The sequence below is a fragment of the Streptomyces sp. NPDC001549 genome (assembly GCF_042894025.1).
In the GTDB taxonomy this organism is placed as follows: domain Bacteria; phylum Actinomycetota; class Actinomycetes; order Streptomycetales; family Streptomycetaceae; genus Streptomyces; species Streptomyces kutzneri.
Map to the genome: position 1 here is coordinate 1 of NZ_JBIAVJ010000012.1, position 20127 is coordinate 20127.

The 20127-nt window shown below is 72.1% G+C and carries 18 protein-coding genes; 6 read left to right on the top strand and 12 right to left on the bottom strand.

Going from position 1 to position 20127, the window contains the following annotated elements:
• Window positions 1-200 precede the first annotated feature (200 nt).
• Window positions 201-542, top strand: a complete 342-nt coding sequence (locus tag ACFY04_RS20490) for a YybH family protein (RefSeq protein ID WP_389118800.1) — start codon at window positions 201-203, stop codon at window positions 540-542.
• Between the two features lie 16 nt (window positions 543-558).
• Here ACFY04_RS20490 and ACFY04_RS20495 read toward each other — a convergent pair whose 3' ends face one another.
• Window positions 559-2223, bottom strand: a complete 1665-nt coding sequence (locus ACFY04_RS20495) for an endo-1,3-alpha-glucanase family glycosylhydrolase (protein WP_389118521.1) — start codon at window positions 2221-2223, stop codon at window positions 559-561.
• Between the two features lie 469 nt (window positions 2224-2692).
• Here ACFY04_RS20495 and ACFY04_RS20500 point away from each other — a divergent pair, with 469 nt between their 5' ends.
• Window positions 2693-3106 (top strand): hypothetical protein, encoded by a 414-nt coding sequence (locus tag ACFY04_RS20500; RefSeq protein WP_189741309.1) that lies wholly within the window; start codon window positions 2693-2695, stop codon window positions 3104-3106.
• Window positions 3107-3208: 102 nt separating this feature from the next.
• Here the strand turns inward: ACFY04_RS20500 and ACFY04_RS20505 are convergent, their stop codons facing one another.
• The 8 genes from ACFY04_RS20505 to ACFY04_RS20540 all read right to left on the bottom strand — a co-directional run bounded on the left by ACFY04_RS20505 (window position 3209) and on the right by ACFY04_RS20540 (window position 11464).
• Complete coding sequence (locus ACFY04_RS20505; RefSeq protein ID WP_389118523.1) at window positions 3209-3985, bottom strand: hypothetical protein; 777 nt, start codon at window positions 3983-3985, stop codon at window positions 3209-3211.
• 52 nt (window positions 3986-4037) lie between these two features.
• Window positions 4038-4571 (bottom strand): GNAT family N-acetyltransferase, encoded by a 534-nt coding sequence (locus ACFY04_RS20510; RefSeq protein ID WP_389118525.1) that lies wholly within the window; start codon window positions 4569-4571, stop codon window positions 4038-4040.
• Window positions 4572-4727: 156 nt separating this feature from the next.
• Window positions 4728-6947, bottom strand: coding sequence for an NADP-dependent isocitrate dehydrogenase (locus tag ACFY04_RS20515; protein ID WP_389118527.1), 2220 nt, complete (start codon window positions 6945-6947; stop codon window positions 4728-4730).
• Window positions 6948-7170: 223 nt separating this feature from the next.
• Complete coding sequence (locus ACFY04_RS20520) at window positions 7171-7524, bottom strand: DUF805 domain-containing protein (protein WP_389118529.1); 354 nt, start codon at window positions 7522-7524, stop codon at window positions 7171-7173.
• A 412-nt stretch (window positions 7525-7936) separates the two neighbouring features.
• Entirely contained in the window at window positions 7937-8752 is an 816-nt protein-coding gene (locus ACFY04_RS20525) for a chitosanase (RefSeq protein WP_389118801.1), read from the bottom strand.
• Between the two features lie 130 nt (window positions 8753-8882).
• Window positions 8883-9965 carry a magnesium/cobalt transporter CorA gene (gene corA / locus ACFY04_RS20530; protein ID WP_389118803.1) on the bottom strand — a complete coding sequence of 361 codons (1083 nt, stop codon included), beginning with the start codon at window positions 9963-9965 and terminating at the stop codon, window positions 8883-8885.
• A gap of 103 nt (window positions 9966-10068) precedes the next feature.
• Complete coding sequence (locus ACFY04_RS20535) at window positions 10069-10461, bottom strand: molybdopterin-binding protein (protein ID WP_389118531.1); 393 nt, start codon at window positions 10459-10461, stop codon at window positions 10069-10071.
• A 64-nt stretch (window positions 10462-10525) separates the two neighbouring features.
• Window positions 10526-11464 carry a LysR family transcriptional regulator ArgP gene (locus ACFY04_RS20540; RefSeq protein WP_389118533.1) on the bottom strand — a complete coding sequence of 313 codons (939 nt, stop codon included), beginning with the start codon at window positions 11462-11464 and terminating at the stop codon, window positions 10526-10528.
• A 68-nt stretch (window positions 11465-11532) separates the two neighbouring features.
• Here ACFY04_RS20540 and ACFY04_RS20545 point away from each other — a divergent pair, with 68 nt between their 5' ends.
• The 3 genes from ACFY04_RS20545 (at window position 11533) to ACFY04_RS20555 (ending at window position 14497) form a co-directional block, all read left to right on the top strand.
• Entirely contained in the window at window positions 11533-12156 is a 624-nt protein-coding gene (locus ACFY04_RS20545; protein WP_389118535.1) for a LysE/ArgO family amino acid transporter, read from the top strand.
• 79 nt (window positions 12157-12235) lie between these two features.
• Complete coding sequence (locus ACFY04_RS20550) at window positions 12236-13249, top strand: NUDIX domain-containing protein (protein WP_389118536.1); 1014 nt, start codon at window positions 12236-12238, stop codon at window positions 13247-13249.
• 57 nt (window positions 13250-13306) lie between these two features.
• Complete coding sequence (locus tag ACFY04_RS20555; protein WP_389118538.1) at window positions 13307-14497, top strand: MFS transporter; 1191 nt, start codon at window positions 13307-13309, stop codon at window positions 14495-14497.
• 45 nt (window positions 14498-14542) lie between these two features.
• Here the strand turns inward: ACFY04_RS20555 and ACFY04_RS20560 are convergent, their stop codons facing one another.
• Window positions 14543-15541 carry a helix-turn-helix domain-containing protein gene (locus ACFY04_RS20560; RefSeq protein ID WP_389118539.1) on the bottom strand — a complete coding sequence of 333 codons (999 nt, stop codon included), beginning with the start codon at window positions 15539-15541 and terminating at the stop codon, window positions 14543-14545.
• A gap of 55 nt (window positions 15542-15596) precedes the next feature.
• Here ACFY04_RS20560 and ACFY04_RS20565 point away from each other — a divergent pair, with 55 nt between their 5' ends.
• Window positions 15597-16931, top strand: coding sequence for an MFS transporter (locus tag ACFY04_RS20565; RefSeq protein WP_389118541.1), 1335 nt, complete (start codon window positions 15597-15599; stop codon window positions 16929-16931).
• On the opposite strand, the gene ACFY04_RS20570 is transcribed toward ACFY04_RS20565, so the two are convergent.
• Complete coding sequence (locus ACFY04_RS20570) at window positions 16910-18355, bottom strand: glyceraldehyde-3-phosphate dehydrogenase (protein WP_389118542.1); 1446 nt, start codon at window positions 18353-18355, stop codon at window positions 16910-16912. The two genes, ACFY04_RS20565 and ACFY04_RS20570, sit on opposite strands and share 22 nt — an antisense overlap.
• A 131-nt stretch (window positions 18356-18486) precedes the next feature.
• The gene (locus tag ACFY04_RS20575) at window positions 18487-20085 is read right to left on the bottom strand and encodes a phospholipase D family protein (RefSeq protein ID WP_389118544.1); all 1599 of its coding nucleotides are present in this window, start codon (window positions 20083-20085) and stop codon (window positions 18487-18489) included.
• Between the last annotated feature and the right edge of the window lie 42 nt (window positions 20086-20127).

The following is a 20127-nucleotide window of genomic DNA, read 5'->3' on the forward strand; positions in this document are numbered from 1 at the left end:
CCGGCAGCGGCAACCCCACATCGTGACCGGCTACTTCCACGGCCGGCACGTCCGCTACACGATCCAATAGGAAACCCATCAGTTTCGGCTCAATACCAGAAGATCCATCTGTTGGACTTCTGATTGCCGGGAGATCAGGCTGGAGGTACGAAGCGCGGCGACGCGCACACCCCCTGGAGGAAGTCGTGTACGAGAAGGCGATGCGGCCCGAGGACATCACCCGCCTGTTCGTCGAGCGTTCCAACGCCGGGGACGCGGCGGGGGTCGCCGCGCTCTACGAGGAGGACGCGGTGATGGCGTACCCGCCCGGGGAGCGGACGGTGGGCCGCGAGGCGATCCGGGCACTGTGGGAGAAGGTGCTGGCCCACCGCCCGGTCTTCGAGCCGGAGGCCCCGCTGCCGACGCTGGTCAGCGGTGACATCGCGCTCACCTCGACCCCGCCGAAGGACGGTTCCGGAGCTCGCGCGCAGGTCGTCCGGCGCCAGCCCGACGGCAGCTGGCTGCGCCTGCTCGACCAGCCGGAATTCACCCCTCCGGTCTGATGGGCAAGACGCCCCCCTACGAGTCCCGGCCGCTGGTCGCCGCGTAGTACTGGAGGTCCTGCACCTCCACCTTGTGGTCCACCCGGTACGGCAGGTCGACCTTCACTCCGGCCTTGCCGTCCCGGACGACCTGCGCCGTGCTGGTGCCCGCCTTCAGCGGGAGCAGCTGTGAGTGGATCCCGGCGGGGGCCTCGTAACTGCCCTCCGCGGTGCCGACGGTCGTCCGGACGGCTCCGGACCCGGTGAGGAAGCTCAGCACCTCCACCTTGTCCCGGGGCGGGGCGCTCCCCTTGCGGAGCGACATGACCAGCGACTGGTCGCCCGTCGGGTCGGCGTCCGCGAACTGCGTGCGCGCGGAGAGGTAGAGGGTGTCCCGGACGATCTCCGGCCAGCCGCCCGTCTTGAACTTGGTCAGGTAGTACGAGGTCAGGTCCAGGTACGCGTGGCCGTTGTGCAGGGAGGGTGCGAACTGGCTGCCCTCCGAGTAGTCGTTCCAGGTGGTGAGCTGCACCCAGTCGGCGCCGTCCTCGATGGCGCGCGTCCAGGTCGAGCGAAGGGTCGCGGTGTTCCCCGCCTCGTCGTAGATGCCCTGGTTGGGGCGCGCGTCCTGGACCGACACAGGCTGCATCCAGATCTTGCCCATGCCGTGGGCCCGCTGGACGTCACGCGTGGAGCTCTCCTGGCCGACGTAGCTGCGACTGCCCCACTCGGAGAAGCCGTGGCTGATCGGGGCGAACTCGCCGCTGTGGGCGCCGAAGTCGAGGAAGAGCGGGACGAAGGCGGTGCGGATGCCGTGCTCGGACTTCAGGAGGGCGATGACCTCGGTCCACCAGGCGACGCTCTTCTCCTCCGCCTTGAACGGGGAGACCACGAGGCGGCCGTCGGGGAGCCGGTGCGCGGCGGAGGTGTCGGCGAGCGTGGCGATCGCGCCGGCGAGCACCGCGGGGTCCTCGGTCTTCAACGAGGTCATGTCCGGCATCAGCATGATCTTGAAGGCCGGGTCCACCGAACGGGCGGCCGCCATCAGCAGGTTGCAGCGGTCCCAGTTCTTGCCGGAGAGGGAGAGCAGGTCGAGGGTGAAGCCGTCGATGCCCGCCGCGCGGGCCGTGCGCACCTCCTGCTGGAGGTTGGCGTACTCCCAGTCGCCGCTCTTCGGGGCCACGGGCAGCGGCCGGTCGCGCAGCAGGCCGCCGTACCGGCCGTGCTTGCCGCTCTCGCCGTCGGGGTCGAGGTAGTTGCGGGTGTAGTAGTCCCGGTCCGCGGCGGCGTTGTCGAGGGAGAGCGGGTAGGGGGTGAAGTAGTGGGCGAACACCAGCTTCTTGCCCGCTCCGCCGGAGCGCAGGGCGGCCGGCGAGGGCATGTCGAAGGGCAGGGCTCCGGTGGGGCGTTCGGCCCCGGAGTCCACCGCGCCCTTGGGGTTGCCCTCGGCGTCCGCGCCCTTGGTGGGCGCCGGGGGCTCGGTGGGTGAGGGGGTGGCCTCGCCGGGAGTGCCGGACGCGCCGGTCCCGGTGGGCGCCGGGAGTCCGCCGCGGGGGGCCGAGGCCTCCTGTACGGAACCCGCGTCGCGGGGGTCCCAGGCGATTCCGGTGGCCGCGCAGACACCGACCAGGAAGAAGGCGGAGAGCAGCGTGGCGAGCAGCGGCCTGCGGCCCCGGAAGGCCGGCCGGCGCCGGTGCGACACGGGTCCGGCCGCCCGGCCCGCGCGTTGTGCCCGCCGGCCCGCACGACGCTGTGCTCGCCGGTCCGTTCGCCGGTCCGCTGTCATTCTGGTCCCTCCCGCGAATATGCCCCTCGCAGGGGCTGCACAGCAGTAGAGCCCAATCCCGGCTTCCGGACAACCGTTCCCAGGAGCCGGAGTTCGGGTGCGTACGTCACACGGACCACGGGAACTACGCCGCCCGTCCGGCGGCCCGGGCGGTGTCCCCACCTGGGACGGAGCGAACGCATGCTTCGGAATGCGACATTCCCCTAGCCTTACGGCGCAAGTGGCGCATAATCGTCGTCACGCGGCTCGAAAAAACCCTCTTGCCGCACTTGGTCACGCATGCAATGGGGGCATCGTGCCGATGAGGGAATCCGGGGCCATGGGGGAAGCCGGGTCGATGAGGGAAAATGGCTTATCCGGAACGCTGCCGGCGACGTCCGCCGAAATGTCCCGGCTGCTCACCGCCGTCCGTCGGGGGCGCGTCCTGACCGTGGCGGGAGCCTTCCGCGAGCCGCGGAGCCTGCTCGTACGGGAGATCGCGCGGCGGATCGCGTCCAACTTCTACGACGGGGTGGCCGTCGTCGCCATGAATCCGCAGCACGGCGGCTACGGAGTCCGCGAGCTGACGGCCGAACTGGGCTCCGTGCCCGGCATGCCCGCCCCGGCCTGCGGGACGGCGAACACCGCCTCGTGGCTGGCCGAACGGGACATGCTGCTCGTCCTGGACGGTGCGGAGCAGCTCGGCCCGGACGCCCTGGCCTGGCTGCGGAACCTGCTGGCCGTCGCGCCGGGGCTGCGGATCCTCGCGGCCGGTCGGTCCCCGCTGGCCTTCGAACAGGAACGGATCCACCGGCTCTGATGCGCCGGCCCTGATCCACCGGCCTTGGTCCGCCGGCCCTGATCGGCTTCCGGGTGGCCGCGGACGTGGCTCCGGACGGGGCTCCGGACGTGGCCGCCGGGATCAGCCGAGCTGCCGGCTGAGCTGCCGCCACACCGGGGCCGGGCAGCGCCCCTGCGGCCGGGACTTGAGGAACATCCCGTAGTCGACCCGGCGCGGCGGACGGCCGAACTCCACCCAGTGCGCGCGGCCGGAGGCCTTGTCCCAGCCGTCGTTGGGCATCCGGATGTGGTCGGAGCGCCCGTCCTTGTCCTTGGTGGTGATCTGGGCGACCTCCGCGTGGCCGGGATGGACGGCCAGCACCACGCAGTAGTGCCGCAGCTGCCGCGCCGGGTCCTCGCGCAGCGGGACCATGGCCAGCCAGATCTCCCCCGGCGCCGGCCGGTGGGTGCCGGCGGCGACGCGCGGGCCGCCGCGGGAGGCGTCCCACCTGCGGACCGCCACGACGAAGGCGAGCGCCACCAGTCCGGCGGCCATGCTCTCGGCCGTGGCCCGGACGTTCCACACCGGGTACTCCCCGACCTTGCTCTCCGTCCACCACAGCGCCCCGGCGACGAGCGCGAGCAGGCCCGCCGCCCGGGCCGGGACCAGCCACCAGCCGCCGGCCCGGCGGCGCGAGGCGAACAGGGCCAGCAGCAGGGCCACGACGGCCGGGATGGCGTAGACGATGAGGTACTGGCCGAAGCCCTGCAGCTGCTGCGGCGGTGACTGCTCGGCCAGCAGATCGGGCAGCGCCAGCGGCACCGCCAGCAGATAGCCGACGGTGGGCAGGACGAACAGCACGAGCAGGAGTGCCAGGCAGCCGATGCCGCCGCAGGACGTGTCGGAACGGCGTGCCACAGAACCCCCAGAGCGTTTTCGGTGAAGCCCCCCGGGGCACCGACCCCGAACGCTAGCGCAGGGCCCACTCCTCGGCCAGGAGTCCCATGACGACCTCGTCCTCGAAGGCGCCGTGGACCCACGCCGAACGGCGCAGCAGGCCCTCCTGTACGAAGCCGGCGGTGCGCGCGGCGCGGATCATCGCCGTGTTGTCGGCGAGGGTCTCCAGCTGGAGGCGGCCGAGCCCGCGCACGAGGAATCCGTAGCGGCACAGCAGCTGGACGACCTCCTGGCCCAGCCCCCGCCCGCGCATCCCCGGCCGCAGGGAGATCCCGAGGTGGGCGCAGCGGTTGTGGGTGTCGATGCCCCAGAGCAGGGCCTCTCCGGCGGGCTCGCCGGAGGCCAGTTCGACCACGGTGAAGACGGCCGCGTCCTCGGTGGGCGCGCCCGCCTCGTACGGGGAGTGGCCGCCGGTGGCCGGACGTGGGGTCCAGGGGCGGGAATCGGCCCGGGAGCGGGTGACGACGTCGTCGTACAGCTCGGCGTGCAGAAGGGGTACGTCCTCGGGGAGGCGGGCGCGCAGGCCGGCCAGGGGTCCGCTGATCACCGGCCCTTCCTAGCCGCCGCCGGGCGCGGGCCGCAATCGGGTTTCGGGCCCCGCCTGGGACACGGCTGCGGATACGGCTCCGCCCCGGCCGGGCACGGGGCCGGCCGGGGCGGAGCGGGTCACGTCTTCAGGGACGCGTGGGTACGGCTGTCGGCATCAGCCCAGGAGGGCGAGTGCCTGGTTGAGGGTCGCGGACGGGCGCATGATCGCCGCGGCCTTCGTGGCGTCGGGCTGGTAGTAGCCGCCGATGTCGGCCGGGGAGCCCTGCACCGCGACGAGCTCGGCGATGATGGCCTCCTCCTGCTCCGACAGCGTCTTGGCGACCGGCTCGAAGGCCGTGGCCAGCTCGGCGTCGTCGGTCTGCTTGGCCAGCTCCTGCGCCCAGTAGGTGGCGAGGTAGAAGTGGCTGCCGCGGTTGTCGATGCCGCCCAGCTTGCGGCTCGGCGACTTGTCCTCGTTGAGGAAGGTGCCGGTCGCGCGGTCCAGGGTGTCGGCCAGCACCTGGGCGCGGGCGTTGCCGGTGGTGGTCGCGAGGTGCTCGAAGCTGGCGGCCAGCGCGAAGAACTCGCCCAGGCTGTCCCAGCGCAGGTAGTTCTCCTTGACCAGCTGCTGGACGTGCTTCGGGGCGGAGCCGCCGGCGCCCGTCTCGAAGAGGCCGCCGCCGTTCATCAGCGGGACGACCGACAGCATCTTGGCGCTGGTGCCCAGCTCCAGGATGGGGAAGAGGTCGGTCAGGTAGTCACGCAGCACGTTGCCGGTCACCGAGATGGTGTCCTCGCCGCGGCGGATGCGCTCCAGGGAGAAGGCGGTGGCCTCGACCGGGGAGAGGATCTTGATGGTCAGGCCCTCGGTGTCGTGCTCGGCGAGGTACGTCTTGACCTTGGCGATCAGCTGCGCGTCGTGGGCGCGGTTCTCGTCCAGCCAGAAGACGGCCGGGACGCCGGTGGCGCGGGCGCGGGTGACGGCGAGCTTGACCCAGTCCTGGACCGGAAGGTCCTTGGTCTGGCAGGCGCGGAAGATGTCGCCGGCGGCGACCTCCTGCTCCAGGACCGTGTTGCCCGCGGCGTCGACCAGGCGGACGGTGCCCGCGGTGGCGATCTCGAAGGTCTTGTCGTGGCTGCCGTACTCCTCGGCCTTCTGCGCCATGAGACCGACGTTCGGGACCGAACCCATGGTGGACGGGTCGAAGGCGCCGTGGGTGCGGCAGTCGTCGACGACGACCTGGTAGACGCCGGCGTAGCTGCTGTCCGGGAGGACGGCGAGGGTGTCGGCCTCGGCGCCGTCCGGGCCCCACATGTGGCCGGAGGTGCGGATCATGGCCGGCATCGAGGCGTCGACGATGACGTCGGACGGCACGTGCAGGTTGGTGATGCCCTTGTCGGAGTCGACCATCGCGAGGACCGGGCCCTCGGCGATCTCGGCGTCGATCGAGGCCTTGATCGCGTCACCGTCGGGCAGCGCGCCCAGGCCGTTCAGGATGGCACCCAGACCGTCGTTGGGCGACAGGCCGGCGGCGGCCAGGGTCTCGCCGTAGCGGGCGAAGGTCTTCGGGAGGAAGGCGCGGACCACGTGGCCGAAGATGATCGGGTCGGAGACCTTCATCATCGTGGCCTTGAGGTGCACGGAGAACAGCACGCCCTCGGCCTTGGCACGCTCGATCTGGTCGTTCAGGAAGGTGCGCAGCGCGTCGACGTGCAGGACGGACGCGTCCACGACCTCACCGGCGAGGACCGGTACGGACTCGCGCAGCACGGTGGTGGCGCCGTCGGCGGCCACGTGCTCGATGCGCAGGGTGCCGGCCTCGGCGATGACGGTGGACTTCTCGGTGGAGCGGAAGTCGTTCTCGCCCATGGTGGCGACGTTCGTCTTCGACTCGGTGGACCAGGCGCCCATGCGGTGCGGGTGCGTCTTGGCGTAGTTCTTGACCGAGGCGGGGGCGCGGCGGTCGGAGTTGCCCTCGCGCAGGACCGGGTTGACGGCGCTGCCCTTGACCTTGTCGTAGCGGGCGCGGATGTCGCGCTCCTCGTCGGTCTTCGGGTCGTCCGGGTAGTCCGGGAGGGCGTAGCCCTGGCCCTGGAGCTCGGCGACCGCGGCCTTGAGCTGCGGGATCGAGGCCGAGATGTTCGGAAGCTTGATGATGTTGGCTTCCGGGGTCTTCGCCAGCTCGCCGAGCTCGGCGAGGGCGTCGGCGATCCGCTGGCTCTCCTGGAGGTACTCCGGGAAGACGGCGATGATCCGACCGGCCAGGGAGATGTCACGGGTCTCGACATTCACACCGGCCGTCGACGCGTATGCCTGGATCACAGGCAGGAAGGAATACGTCGCGAGGGCCGGGGCCTCGTCAGTGTGCGTGTAGATGATGGTCGAGTCAGTCACCGGATGCTCCGCTCCACAGTCTGCGTCTCTCGTCTGCAACATTGCTCGACATCAAGATATCTCGTGATCGGGCCGCTCTGGACAGCCCCCTGCCGCCAGTCCGGGAGACGCGTGTCACGCGGGCCCCGGCGCGCCCCGGAAAAGGCGAAAGCGCCGCCCCCGGCTGTTCCCGGCCAGGGGCGGCGCTCAGGCATTCAGGCCTTGATCAGGCCCGTACGGCAGATCAGACGCCGTAGGCCTTCGGGTCCGGGCCGTACTGGTTCTGCTGCTGCTGACCGGCGGTCGCCACGAGGACGATGAACCAGATGAAGCCGACGAAGGGCACCAGGTTGATCAGGATCCACCAGCCGGACTTGCCGGTGTCGTGCAGGCGGCGGATGGTGACGCCCAGGTTCGGCAGGAGGACGGCGACCACGTAGATGCTGTACAGGACCGGGGAGGTGCCCAGCACGCCGTCGAGGATCATCAGGATGATCGCTGCGGCCATGTTGAAGAGGAAGAACATCCAGTACTCCTGGCGGCGCGCGCGGCCGGAGAAGACGGCGTACTTCTTCAGAACGTCGAGGTAGTGGTTCATGAGGGTCCCCCCAGAGGACGATCGTCGGGCCCGTCCTGCTGGAGCAAGCCGGGGCAGAACTTATGCCCCCCTTACGGCGCGGTCAAGCGAGTTCACAAGACGTCAGAATAGGAACTTTCCTTCGCTTCTCCGGCTAAACACATTGGTACCTGGCGCCACTTGACGCCCACGGAGCGCCTTTGACCACAAGGCGTGACGAAATGGGCCGTGTTCGGGAGGGAAGGAAGTCTCGCCGTGAGGTGTACGGCCCCTCACGGATGGCGAAAAGCCCGCAATGTCCGGGGTGTTCGCGGGCCTGCGCCACGGGCGACAGCCGGGTCGCCTCACAGATCGTTACCTTCCTGCAGCCTGGGACGACGCGAACCGGGGCGGAAAGGAAGATTCCGGCCCCGGCCCGCGGTGGCGCACACCGTCAGCCGATGTGGAAGGAGTCCCCGTAGACCTTCCAGTCGAGCGGCGTATTGAGGTTCAGATTGCCCTTCTTCAGGAAGACCCGCTGCGCGGTGTCGACCCGGCTGGTGTCGCTGTGCGCCTCCTCCTGCTTCATCGCCCAGACCCGGGCGTCGAGGAAGGCGTTCAGGTAAGCGGTCTCGTTGCCGCCCTGGGACGGGGGCTTGGCCTTGGACAGCGCGCGCTTGCGGATGTTGCGGAAGCTGGTGGAGTCACCGCCGTCGCCGTGCATGACGATGGCGTCGTAGTAGATGAACTGGCCCAGCACGCCGACCCCGTCGGCCTTGCCCTGGTTCACGGACGGGTTGAAGTAGACCCGGTCGCGCTCGTGGTCCTGGGCCTTCCTGAAGTCGGCGTCCTGGGCCGCCTTCGCCCAGTCCTTGGTGAAGTTCGGATCGAGGCCGGCGTGCGAGTCGCCGCCGTCGACCTTGCGCAGGGCGGGGAGGTACTTGGCGAGGGCGTTGCCCGGCTTGATCTGCGTGTAGTACTCGACGAGGTCGAGCATGTCGCCGGTGCCGGAACAGAATCCGATGATGCCGGCCGTGTAACCGCGGCCGTCGTCTATGTCCTCTATGTACTTGTACTGCGCCTTCCAGTCCAGCGAGGAGTTCTCCGCGCTGGAGACGATCTTCATGGCGATCTCCTTCTTCGCCGGATCGTCGAGTCCTGCGGCTGCCGCCACCGCGGTCTCCGCCGTGGGGGCGGGGGCCGTGGTGGCGTGGGCGGCGACGGGGACGGCGATCAGCGCACTGCCGAGCAGTGCGCCGATCGCCAGCATCTTGCGGCGGGGGGTGAACACAAGGCCTCCATCTGGTAGTTGAGGCGTCCCAGCTTCGTTAGGAAACTTTACTACCAGAGCTGACGGCAGCTCAATACCCGGGCGCACCCCAAGGAATGACCCCGTCCGGTCAGAGCCAGCCGTTACGCCTGAAGCCCCGGTGGATGACGAAGCAGGCGAGCACCATGACGCCGAGGACCAGCGGGTAGCCGTAGGTCCAGTGCAGTTCGGGCATGTGGTCGAAGTTCATGCCGTACACCCCGCAGACCATGGTCGGGACGGCGACGATCGCCGCCCATGCCGTGATCTTGCGCATGTCCTCGTTCTGGGCGACGGTCACCTGCGCCAAGTGGGCCTGCAGGATGGAGTCGAGGAGGTTGTCGTAGGCGCCGATCTGTTCCGTGGCCCGGGTCAGATGGTCGGCCACGTTCCGGAAGTACGCGCGCGTCTCGGGCGGGATGACCGGTATCGGCTGCGTGGCCAGCTGCTGGAGCGGGCGGCTCAGCGGCGCCACCGCCCGCCGCAGCTCCAGGAGTTCACGCTTGAGCTGGTAGATCCGCCCCGCGTCGCCGCGGCCGCCGTCCTCGCTGAACACCGCGGTCTCCACGGCGTCGATGTCGTTCTGCACCGCGTCCGTCACGGCCACGTAGTCGTCGACCACGTGGTCGGCCATGGCGTGCAGAACGGCCGCGGGCCCGTTGGCCAGCTGGTCCGGGGCAGCCTCCAGCTCCTCGCGGACCGGGCCCAGCGTGCCGCGGCCGCCGTGCCGGATGGTGATGATGAAGTCCTGGCCGGTGAAGGCCATCAGCTCGCCGGTCTCCACCACCTCGCTGGTCGCGGTGAGCTCCTCGTGCTCCACGTAGCGCACGGTCTTGAAGACGGAGAACAGCGTGTCGTCGTAGCGCTCCACCTTGGGGCGCTGGTGCGCGTTCACGGCGTCCTCGACCGCGAGGGGGTGCAGGCCGAACAGCTCGGCGAGCCCGGCCAGCTCCGACCTCGCCGGCTCGTGCAGGCCGATCCAGACGAAGCCGTCACCCGTCTTGCGGACCCGGCGCAGCGCCTCCTCGACCTCCGCGCAGTCGTCCTGCCGGACGCCGTCCCGGTAGATCACGCAGTTGACCACCGCGCTGCCGAGCGGGGAGCGGGCCGGGTGGCTGAGGTCGACGGCCCGCCGGTAGCTGCGCCGCACGACCCGGCGCAGGTTGCTGAACATGGACAAGACGTACTCCCCTTCGGCGGATCAGCGGCCAGTCTGCCATCGCCACCGGAACGCCTGCGTCCGGGCTCACCGCCTCGGGGGAACTCCCCCGTCCGCGTCAGACCTTGTCGATGAACACGCTCGTCGACTTCACCCGCGCCGTGGCCCGCGAACCCACCTCCAGCCCGAGCTCCTCCACCGCCTCGCGCGTCAGCAGCGACACGATCCGGTGCGGCCCGGCCTGGATCTCGACCTGCGCGTCGACCGTGCCCAGCTTCACCCCGGTGACGATGCCGGGGAAGGCGTTGCGGGCCGAGGTGTACGGGGCCTCCTCGCCCTCGGCACCCTCCTGTGCGGCCTCGACGCAGAAGGCGGCCAGATCGGGTCCGTCCACCATCCGCCGTGTGCCCTCGCGGTGGGTGGGGAACCGGTCGGCATCCGCCCAGCGCCGGGCCGTGTCGACGCTGACGCCGAGCAGCCGGGCCGCCTGGCCGATCGTGTAGGACTCCATGGTCCGCAGCTTAGGGGGTGCTTTATGGATCATGCCGGACCGGGCCGGGTCAGGCCGGGGCGGGTCAGGCCGGGCCGGGCCGCAGGCGGCCGGGGCGGACGGGAGGGTGCCGGAGCGACTCCCGGGCCGCCGCCGCGATCACTTCCGCGACCATCGACAGCGCGGGCGAGTCGAGCCTCCACTGCTGCCAGTACAACGGGACATCCATCGGCCGCAGCGGCTCCAGCAGCACCAGCTGCCCCGTCCGCACCAGCGGTCTCGACTGCTGCTCCGGCACCAGCCCCCACCCCAGCCCTGCGACCACCGCGTCCCGGAACCCCTCCGACGTCGGTATGTAGTGCCGCACCGGCCCCGCCCCGGCCGCCGGGTCCCCCGTCAGCGCGCGGACGAAGGCGTCCTGGAGGTCGTCCTTGCGGTCGAACACGATCGTCGGCGCCTCGCGCAGATCCCGCTCCGGCTCCCCCGCCAGGTACCGGGCCGCGAACGCGGGGCTCGCCGTCGGCAGGTACCGGGCCAGTCCCAGCATCCGTACGCTGCACCCGGCCACCGGGTCGGGCGATGAGGTCACCGCCGCCATCACCTGCCCCTCCCGCAGCAGCGCCGTCGTATGCGACTCGTCCTCGCGGTGGAGCTCGATGCAGACCGGCGGATCCTGCGGCACCCGCGCGAGCGCGGGCAGGAACCAGGTGGCGAGGGAGTCCGCGTTCACCGCGATCGGCAGCCGCACCGGGCCCATCCCGTCGGCCATCCCCAGCTCGGCGCGCGCGTCGCGCTCCAGGCGGGCCAGCTGCCGGGCGAAGCGGATCACCACCTCCCCGGATTCGGTCGCCCGCACCGGCTTCGTCCGCATCAGCAGGACCCGCCCGGTCCGCTGCTCCAGCGCCTTGACCCGCTGGCTGACCGCGGAGGGGGTCACGTGCAGGGCGGCGGCCGCCGCGTCGAAGGTGCCCTCGTCCACCACGGCGAGCAGCGTGCGTACCTGGTCCAGCGGAAGCTCGTCCATCACAAGCGCTAATGGTACGTAAAAATCTTTAGCTGTACTGAACCGGCCTCGCTGCCTACCGTCGGGTCATGAACTACGGCATCGTCACCGCCGCCCTGGCCGGCTTCGGCAGCGGACTCTCCCTTATCGTCGCCATCGGCGCGCAGAACGCCTTCGTCCTCCGCCAGGGCGCGCGCCGCCACGCGGTCCTCGCCGTGGTCGCCATCTGCGCCGTCTCCGACGCGGTCCTCATCGCCCTCGGCGTCGCCGGTGTCGGCGCCTTCGTCACCGCCTGGCCGGCCGCGCTGACGGTGGTCGGGCTGGCCGGGGGCGGGTTCCTGATCTGCTACGGAGTCCTGGCCGCCCGCCGGGTGCTGCGGCCCGCCCCCGGCGCCGCGCTCACCACGGAGGGGGCGGCGAGCGGGTCCGCCCGCCGGGCCGCGCTGACCGCTCTGGCCATGACCTGGCTCAACCCGCACGTCTACCTGGACACCGTGCTGCTCCTCGGTTCCCTCGCCGCCGACCGCGGCGACCTGCGCTGGGCCTTCGCCATCGGGGCCGTGCTGGCCAGCCTGACCTGGTTCGCCGGTCTGGGTTACGGGGCCCGGCTGCTGAGCGGCCTGCTCGCCCGCCCGGCCTCCTGGCGGGTCCTGGACGGGCTCGTCGCTGCGACCATGGTCACCATGGGCGGCCTGCTGGTGGCCCGCGCCTGAGCCCGCATGTCGGAGCCGGGCACCCGCCGCGGCCGGGGCATAGTGCTGGTGCCGCCGACCCGATCCCCAGGAGCCCGCCGTGCCCGACCGTCCCTCCCCGCTCGTGGCCGCCACCGGGGTCGTGCTGGACACGCGCGGGCGGGTCCTCGTACTGACCACCCCGGGCCGGACGGACCCGGAGCTTCCGGGCGGCGCGGTCCAGGACACCGAGACCCCGGAGGAAGGGCTGGCCCGCGCGCTGCGGGAGGGACTGAACCTGGCCCGCCCGGCCGGCCGGCTGCTGGCGGTGGACTCCCGGCCGCCCGGCCCGCCCGGCTCGTCCGGCCCGCCCGGCCGCTCCCTGATCGTGCACGTCCACCTCGTCGGCCCGCTCCCGCCGCCGGAGGCCGCGGCGATCTCCCTCCCCGCCGGGGCGACGACCGGGGCCCGCTGGCTCCCGCCGGAGGCGGCCTGTGCGCTGCTGCCCGCCCGTACCGCGCCCCGGCTGCGCGCCGCGCTGGCCGCCCTGCACACCGGGTCCTTCGCCCACCTCGTCGACGGGGTGCCCCAGCCGGGCTCCCCGGCCGGTCTGGACCCGGCCCGGCGGGTGGCCCTGGAGCACTCGGGCACCCTCGACCCGGCCAGCCACCGGGCCAGCCGCCCCAAGGCGGTGACCGCGGCGAGCGTGCTGTTCACCGGCCCCGACGGCCGGATCCTGCTGGTGCAGCCCGCGTACGGCAGGTCCGACCGCTGGAACCTGCCCGGCGGCGGCATCGACAGCGACCTCGGCGAGATCCCGCGCGCCGCCGCCCGGCGGGAGGTCCACGAGGAGCTCGGCCTCGACCTCGCCCCGGGCCGGCTGCTCGCCGTGAACTGGTCCCACAAGCCCGGCCGTCCGGCCCGTATCCGGTTCCTCTACGACGGCGGCGTCCTCGACGCCCCCACCCTCGCCCGGATCCGGCTGGACCGGGCCGAGCTGCTCCAGTGGCGCACCGTCACCTCCGCGGAGCTCCCCGGCCTGGTCAAACCCGCCCTGCGGCGGCAGATCACCGCCTGCCTGGCCGCCCGCGCCGCGGGCACCGGCCCGCTGGAACTCCACGCGGGCCGCCCCTGACGGGCGGGCCCGGCCGCCGCCGCGCCGGGCCGCGGCGGCGGGGTTACCGTCGGCGGCATGGACGGTGATCGCCGACGGTGGCGCCAGTGCCTGCTCGGCGGAGCGGTGTTCGCCGTGTGCATGGCGGGCACCACGCTGCCCACCCCCCTGTACGGGCTCTACCAGGAGAAGTTCGGGTTCTCCGAGCTGGTGGTGACCGTCGTGTACGCCGTGTACGCCTTCGGGGTGATCGGCGTACTGCTGCTGGCGGGCAACGCCTCGGACACCGTCGGCAGGCGGCCCGTGCTGCTGGCCGGCCTGGCCTTCTCGGCGGCCAGCGCCGTCTGCTTCCTGTGCGCGACCGGCATGGGGTGGCTGTACGCGGGCCGGCTGCTGTCGGGACTGTCCGCCGGGCTGTTCACCGGGGCCGCCACGGCCTATGTGATCGAACTGGCGCCGAGCGGCGGCGCCACGCGGGCCACGTTCGTGGCGACGGCCGCCAACATGGGCGGGCTGGGCTGCGGTCCGCTGCTCGCCGGGGTGCTCGCGCAGTACGCCGCCTGGCCGCTGTACCTGCCGTTCGCCGTGCACCTCGCGCTGGTGGCCGTCTCGGCCGTCGTCCTGGCGCGGCTCCCCGAGACCGTGCGCGACCGGCAGCCGCTGAGTGCCGTACGGCCGCAGCGCCCCGGCCTGCCCGCGCAGGTGCGGTCGGTGTTCGTGCCCGCGGCGATCGCCTCCTTCGTGGGCTTCGCGCTGTTCGGGGTGTTCACCTCGGTCAGCCCGGCCTTCCTCGCGCAGTCCCTGGACGTGCACAACCGCGCGGTGAGCGGGCTGATCGTCGCGCTGGCCTTCTTCGCCTCGACCGCCGGTCAACTGGCGGTCGGCCGGGTCGGGGTGGCCCGGTCGCTGCCGCTGGGCTGCGCGGGGCTGCTCGCCGGGCTGGCGCTGCTCGCGGGCGCGCTGTGGTGGGACCTGCTGGCGCTGGTGGTGGCGAGCGCCGTCGTCGGCGGGGCCGGGCAGGGGCTGGCATTCCGCGGGGCGCTGGCCACGGTGGCCGCGGCCTCGCCGCCGGACCGGCGCGCGGCGGTGATCTCGATGCTGTTCGTGGTGGCGTACGCGGGCATCTCGCTGCCGGTGATCGGGGTGGGGCTGCTGGTGGGCCCGACCGGTCTGGAGGGTGCCGGGCTGGTGTTCATCGCCTGCATGGCCGTCCTGGTCACGGCCGCGGCCGGCTACCTGCTGCGCCGGCCCGCGCGGACGAGCGCCTGAGCGCGTACGCGCCTGCGCGGGGCCCCGTGCGGCGGCCGCCGCGCGTCACCCCGGCCGGCCCCGGCCGCTCAGCTCGTCGCCGAGCGGGCTGCGGCGGTAGAGGACCTGCCGTCCGTCGCGCGCCCGGGAGACGAGGCCGGTGGCGTACAGCACGCCCAGGTGCTGGGACACGGCGCTCGCGGTGACCCCGAGGCGGCGGGCCAGCTCGACGGTGGGCAGCGGCTCGTCGAGCAGGCCGAGCAGTCTCGCCTTGGGCGCGCCCAGCAGGGACACCAGGGCGGCCGTCCCGGCGACGGGCTCGCGCACCCAGAGGGTCGCCACGCCGCGGCTCGGGTACGCCAGCGTCGGCGCTTCCTCGGGACTGACCGGGGGTGCGGGCTTGTGCGCGAACACCGACGGTACGAGGAGCAGCCCGCGGCCGGACGCCACGACGCGGTGCCGGCTGACCATCTGTCCGATGTGCAGCACGCCGTCGTGCCACCGCAGGTTCGGGTGGATGTCGGCGAAGAGGAGGCGGGCACCGCCCATGGCCAGCTGCCGCGCGCGGTAGGTCATGTCGGCCTCCAGCAGGAGGCGCATCCGCGGCCACATCGGCCGGACGGCGGCCTCCCAGTACCGGCGCAGCAGCGCGCAGAGGGCGTCGCGGAGTACGACGACGGGCCCGTCGTCGGGGGCGAGGGCGGCGCGCAGCGGGGCGGGGAGCGGGTCCGGGGCGTGCGCGGCCAGCAGATCGCGGCGGACCAGGCCGGGGGGCGTCCGGCCGACGGCGGCCAGTTCCTCCTCGAAGGAGGGCGCGAAGCTCGCGGGCCGCGGGGTGAGGAAGTCGGGCAGGGTGCGCCGTACCGCGACCACGGACATCAGCAGCTCGGTGTCGAGCCCGTCGAGTGCGTCCAGTGCGCCGAGCACCGTCCTGCGCCACGGGAGGTGCAGGGCGGAGAGCCCGGGCTCGCGCAGCACGCGCAGGCTGAGCACGGTCTCGTAGAGGGGTGAGAGCGCGAACCGGGTGTCGGCGAGGTCCTCGACGCCGAGCTCGAAGCTGATCATCAAGGCATACGCTACATCGATTGTCGCGGGCGGGGACGTGCCGTGAACTCCCCCCATGACAACTCCCACCATGGCGAACGCTGTTCACCGGGGGTCCGGGATGAGCCGCCGGCTGCTCCTGCTCCTCACCCTGACCTGCGCCGTCGGCGTGGGCACCGTCTACTTCCCGCAGGCGGTCAGCCCGCTGGTCGTCTCGGCCCTGCACGTGTCGCCCGGCTCCGCCGCCCTCGTGGTGACCGCGGTCCAGATCGGCTACACGGCCGGGATCTTCCTGCTGGTGCCGCTCGGCGACCGGCTCCCGCACCGCCCGTTCCTCGTCACCCTGCTCGCCCTGACCGGCACCGGCCTGCTGGCCGCGGGCTGCGCGCCGGGGCTGGCGCCGCTCCTGGCCGCCGCGGCCGTCGTCGGTGTGACCACCGTGGCCGCGCAGGTCATCGGTCCGCTGGCGGCCGGTCTGGTGGCCGCCGACCGCCGGGGAGCCGTCCTGGGCACCCTGCTGAGCGGTTCGACCGGCGGCATGCTGCTGGCCCGCACCTTCGGCGGGACGCTCGGTGAACGGCTGGGGTGGCGGGCCCCCTACCTGGCGGCCGGGGCCGTGGCCCTGCTGCTGGCGGCCGTCCTGGCCCGCGCCCTGCCGGTCACCGCCCCGGCCTCGGACCGGCCGTACCCGGCGCTGCTGGCCGAGCCGCTGCGTCTGCTGCGCACCGAGCCGGAACTGCGCCGCTCCTGCCTCTACCAGGCGGCGGTCTTCGGCGCCTTCTCGGCGGTGTGGACCTGCCTGGCGCTGCTGCTCACCGGTCCGGCCTACGGCCTGGGCGCCGACGCGGTGGGGATGCTCGCCCTGGTGGGCGCGGTGACCATGCTGTGCACCCCGTACGCCGGGCGCCTGGTGGACCGCACGGGAGCGGACCGGGTGAACCTCGGCTGCCTGCTCGGGGTCCTCGTCTCGGCCGCGGTCCTCGCGGCGGGTGCCGGCGGCGGGGCGGCGGGACTGGCCGCGCTGGCGGGCGGCACGCTGCTGCTCGACGTCTCGATGCAGTGCGGCACGGTCGCCAACCTGGCCCGGGTGTACGCCGTGCGGCCCGATGCCCGCAGCCGGCTCAACACCGCGTACATGACCTGCGCGTACCTGGGCGGCAGCGGCGGGTCCTGGCTGGGCGTGCGGATCTACGGCCGGGCCGGCTGGCAGGGCGTGTGCGCGCTCGTGGCCCTGCTCGCCGCGATCGCCCTGGCCCGGCATCTCGTGGCGCACGACAGGCGGGGGGCGATGGGCGGGGCGTCCCGGTGCCGGTCGGCATCGGGGGCCCGCCCACCGCCGCCCCGCCTGTCGGATCAGCCGGTCGAACGGTGTGACGGTGGTGCGACGGATCAGACCGCCGGAACCGGGTAGGTCGGGTACTCGACGCCGGACACGTGCTGGACCACACGGATGACCTGGCAGGAGTAGCCGAACTCGTTGTCGTACCAGAGGTAGAGGATGGCGTTGTCGCCGTCCACCTTGGTGGCGCCCGCGTCGACGATCGAGGAGTGGCGCGAACCGACGAAGTCCATGGAGACCGCGTCGGGAGCCGTGGTGAAGTCGATCTGGCGCTTGAGCGGCGAGTGCAGCGAGACGTCGCGGAGGTAGTCGAGGACCTCTTCGCGGGTGGTCTCACGGCCCAGGCGCAGGCTCAGGATGGCGATCGAGACGTCCGGGACGGGGACGCGGATCGAGCTGCCGGTGATCGGCGCCTTCAGCTCCGGCAGCGCCTTGGCGACGGCGGAGGCGGCACCGGTCTCGGTGATGACCATGTTCAGCGGCGCGGAGCGGCCACGACGGTCGGCCTTGTGGTAGTTGTCCAGCAGGTTCTGGTCGTTCGTGAACGAGTGGACGGTCTCCACGTGACCGCGCAGGACACCGTACTCGTCGTCCATGGCCTTGAGCGGCGGGACGATCGCGTTGGTGGTGCAGGAGGCGCAGGACAGGATCTGCTCGTCCGGCTTGATGGTGTCGTGGTTGACGCCGTGGACGATGTTCGGGACGTCGCCCTTGCCCGGGGCGGTCAGCACGACCTTGTCGATGCCGGGGCGCAGGTGCTTGGACAGACCCTCGCGGTCGCGCCACTTGCCCGTGTTGTCGATGAGGATGGCGTCCTTGATGCCGTGCTCGGTGTAGTCCACCTCGGACGGGTCGTTCGCGTAGATCACCTTGATGGCGTTGCCGTTGGCGATGATCGTGCTGCTCGCCTCGTCGACGGTGATCGTGCCCTGGAACTGGCCGTGGATCGAGTCGCGGCGCAGCAGCGAGGCGCGCTTGACGATGTCCTGGTCGCCGCCCTGGCGGACGACGATGGCGCGCAGGCGCAGACCGTTGCCGGAGCCGGCCTTCTCGATCAGCAGGCGGGCGACGAGGCGGCCGATGCGGCCGAAGCCGTACAGGACGACGTCGCGGCCGTCGCCGCGCTCGAGCTTGTTCGCGCCGGTGGCGCCGGCCACGGCCTCGGCGGTGAACTCGGCCACCGAGAGGCCGCGGTCGTCGCTCTTGTACTCCGCGGCGAGCATGCCGATGTCGATCTGGGACGGGCCGAGATCGAGGGTGGTGAGCACCTGCAGGAACGGCAGCGTCTCGGTGACCGAGAGCTCCTCACCGTCGATCTGCCGGGCGAATCGGTGGGTCTTGAGGATGCTGACCACCGACTTGTTCACCAGGGAACGGCTGTGGAGCAGGATCGTGACGTCCCGCTCCCGGTGCAGCTTCCCGATGATCGGGATCATCGACTCCGCGATCTCCTCGCGGTTCTTCCAGCTGGTGAACGAGTCCTCATTGACAGTCACAGGATTATCTTTCGAGCTAGGCGGTGCTCATATGCTAACCCGCCGCCATTTTGATCACTTAAGCGGTACCCACCGTGTCGGGAACGGGCACTATGTGACATGAATTTGTACGGATTTTCAATGGTTCGCCGTTAGAACGTGCCCCGGATCCTCATGCCGAGCGGACGACCGTCCGGGTCGACCAGCAGGTGGTGCAGGGGGGTCGCGAGCGCCCGCCGGGTCACGGCCAGCTCCGGGGGCTCGTATCGGCGCAGCCGGCCCGGCGGCCGCGGACCGGGGCGGCCGCCCGCGTACCAGCCGTCCAGGGCTGCCGCGCTCGCGGCGAAGGCATCGAAAGCGGACTCTGGGTCGCACAGCTCGTCCGCCGCCCCGGCCTCGGTGTGCTCGCACATGAGCTCCAGCCGCAGTTTCCGGGCGAAGGCCCGCGCGCCGTCCCCCAGTCCTCCCGGATCGGCCGGCCGCCGCGGGTCGGGGTCCTCGTCGTACACGGCGCAGCCCAGCTCGGAATCGTGCGTCCACGAACGGAGGTTGATGTTGTCGGAGCCGACCGAGGCCCAGACGTCGTCGATCACGCACACCTTGGCGTGGACATAGACCGGTGTTCCCGCCCGGTTCTCCAGGCCGTACACCGCGACCCGGTCGCCGCCGGCCCGGCGCAGTTCCGCCAGGGCGTTGATCCGTCCGATCAGGTTCATGGGCAGCGTGAGCCGGCCGGCCTGCTCCGGGACGGTGGGGACGACCCCGATCAGCCGCAGCTCCGGGTGCCTGGCCAGCGCCCGTGCGAAGCTCTCCACCACCCGGGGGGACCACAGGTACTGGTCCTCCAGGTAGATCAGCGCCCGGGCCCGCCGCAGGGCCTTGGTGTACCCCCGCGCGATGCTGCGCTCTCCGTCGGGGGCGAAGGGGTAGCCGCGCAGCAGCCGGTTCGGATAGGTCCGCAGCAGTTGGACGGTGTGCGTGCCGCAGGGCTCCGGATCGGGTGTCTGCGGTGGCAGCGGGTCCGCGCTGACGTCCTCGCGGTGCATCAGCTCCCGCAGGCGGGTGAGCGGGCTCCGGCTGAGCGGAGCCGGATCCTCCCAGCGCTCGCGGAAGACGGCCTCGACATCGCCCACGACCGGCCCGCGCAGGGCGAGCTGGACGTCGTGCCACGGCGGGTGCGGCCCGTAGGCGGCCGCCAGGGGCAGCGACTGACGGTCACCGCGGTGCGAAGCGTCGTCGTTGCGGTTGCGACAGAGGTCGATCCCGCCGACGTAGGCCACATCGAGCTCCGGGCGGCCGGGGTGGCGCAGCACGACCAGTTTCTGGTGGTGGGAGCCGCCCGGCCGCACCCGCATGTCGAGCAGGCACTCACCGCCGGCCCGCGCGAGCTCCTTGCCGAGGTGGAGGTTCTCTTCTTGGCTGAAGTGAAGGCTGTCCAGGTGGGACCGCCACAGCAGCCCCTTGACGATGACGCCGCGCTCGGCCGCCCGGCACAGGACGGCGCCGATCTCGGTGCCGGGTCCGGCGAGCCGCTCGTCGGGATCGCCGCGCCAGTCGGTGAACAGCAGCAGATCGCCCGGGGCCGTCGCGCGGACGGCGGCCAGGAGCTCCGCGAAGTACACGGCTCCGTGGACCAGGGGCCGCACGTGGTTGCCCGTGGACCAGGCCGTGCCGTCGGGCCGGCGCCGGTCCAGGCGCGTCGCGGGGTTGCCGCGTTCAGCGGGAAGCAGGAGCCAGTCGGCGTGTGTCACGGCACCGGCTCCCCGCCCGCGCGCTACCAGGAGTGACGGCGG

Excerpts from the sequence above, each read along its gene's own strand:
- ACFY04_RS20520 (WP_389118529.1), bottom strand. The coding sequence starts at position 7,524 with ATGAACCACTACCTCGACGTTCTGAAGAAGTACGCCGTCTTCTCCGGC.
- ACFY04_RS20500 (WP_189741309.1), top strand. The coding sequence starts at position 2,693 with ATGTCCCGGCTGCTCACCGCCGTCCGTCGGGGGCGCGTCCTGACCGTG.
- ACFY04_RS20490 (WP_389118800.1), top strand. The coding sequence starts at position 201 with ATGCGGCCCGAGGACATCACCCGCCTGTTCGTCGAGCGTTCCAACGCC.
- ACFY04_RS20545 (WP_389118535.1), top strand. The coding sequence starts at position 11,533 with ATGAACTACGGCATCGTCACCGCCGCCCTGGCCGGCTTCGGCAGCGGA.
- ACFY04_RS20560 (WP_389118539.1), bottom strand. The coding sequence starts at position 15,541 with ATGATCAGCTTCGAGCTCGGCGTCGAGGACCTCGCCGACACCCGGTTC.
- ACFY04_RS20525 (WP_389118801.1), bottom strand. The coding sequence starts at position 8,752 with ATGCTGGCGATCGGCGCACTGCTCGGCAGTGCGCTGATCGCCGTCCCC.
- ACFY04_RS20565 (WP_389118541.1), top strand. The coding sequence starts at position 15,597 with ATGACAACTCCCACCATGGCGAACGCTGTTCACCGGGGGTCCGGGATG.
- corA (WP_389118803.1), bottom strand. The coding sequence starts at position 9,965 with ATGTTCAGCAACCTGCGCCGGGTCGTGCGGCGCAGCTACCGGCGGGCC.
- ACFY04_RS20555 (WP_389118538.1), top strand. The coding sequence starts at position 13,307 with ATGGACGGTGATCGCCGACGGTGGCGCCAGTGCCTGCTCGGCGGAGCG.
- ACFY04_RS20540 (WP_389118533.1), bottom strand. The coding sequence starts at position 11,464 with ATGGACGAGCTTCCGCTGGACCAGGTACGCACGCTGCTCGCCGTGGTG.
- ACFY04_RS20535 (WP_389118531.1), bottom strand. The coding sequence starts at position 10,461 with ATGGAGTCCTACACGATCGGCCAGGCGGCCCGGCTGCTCGGCGTCAGC.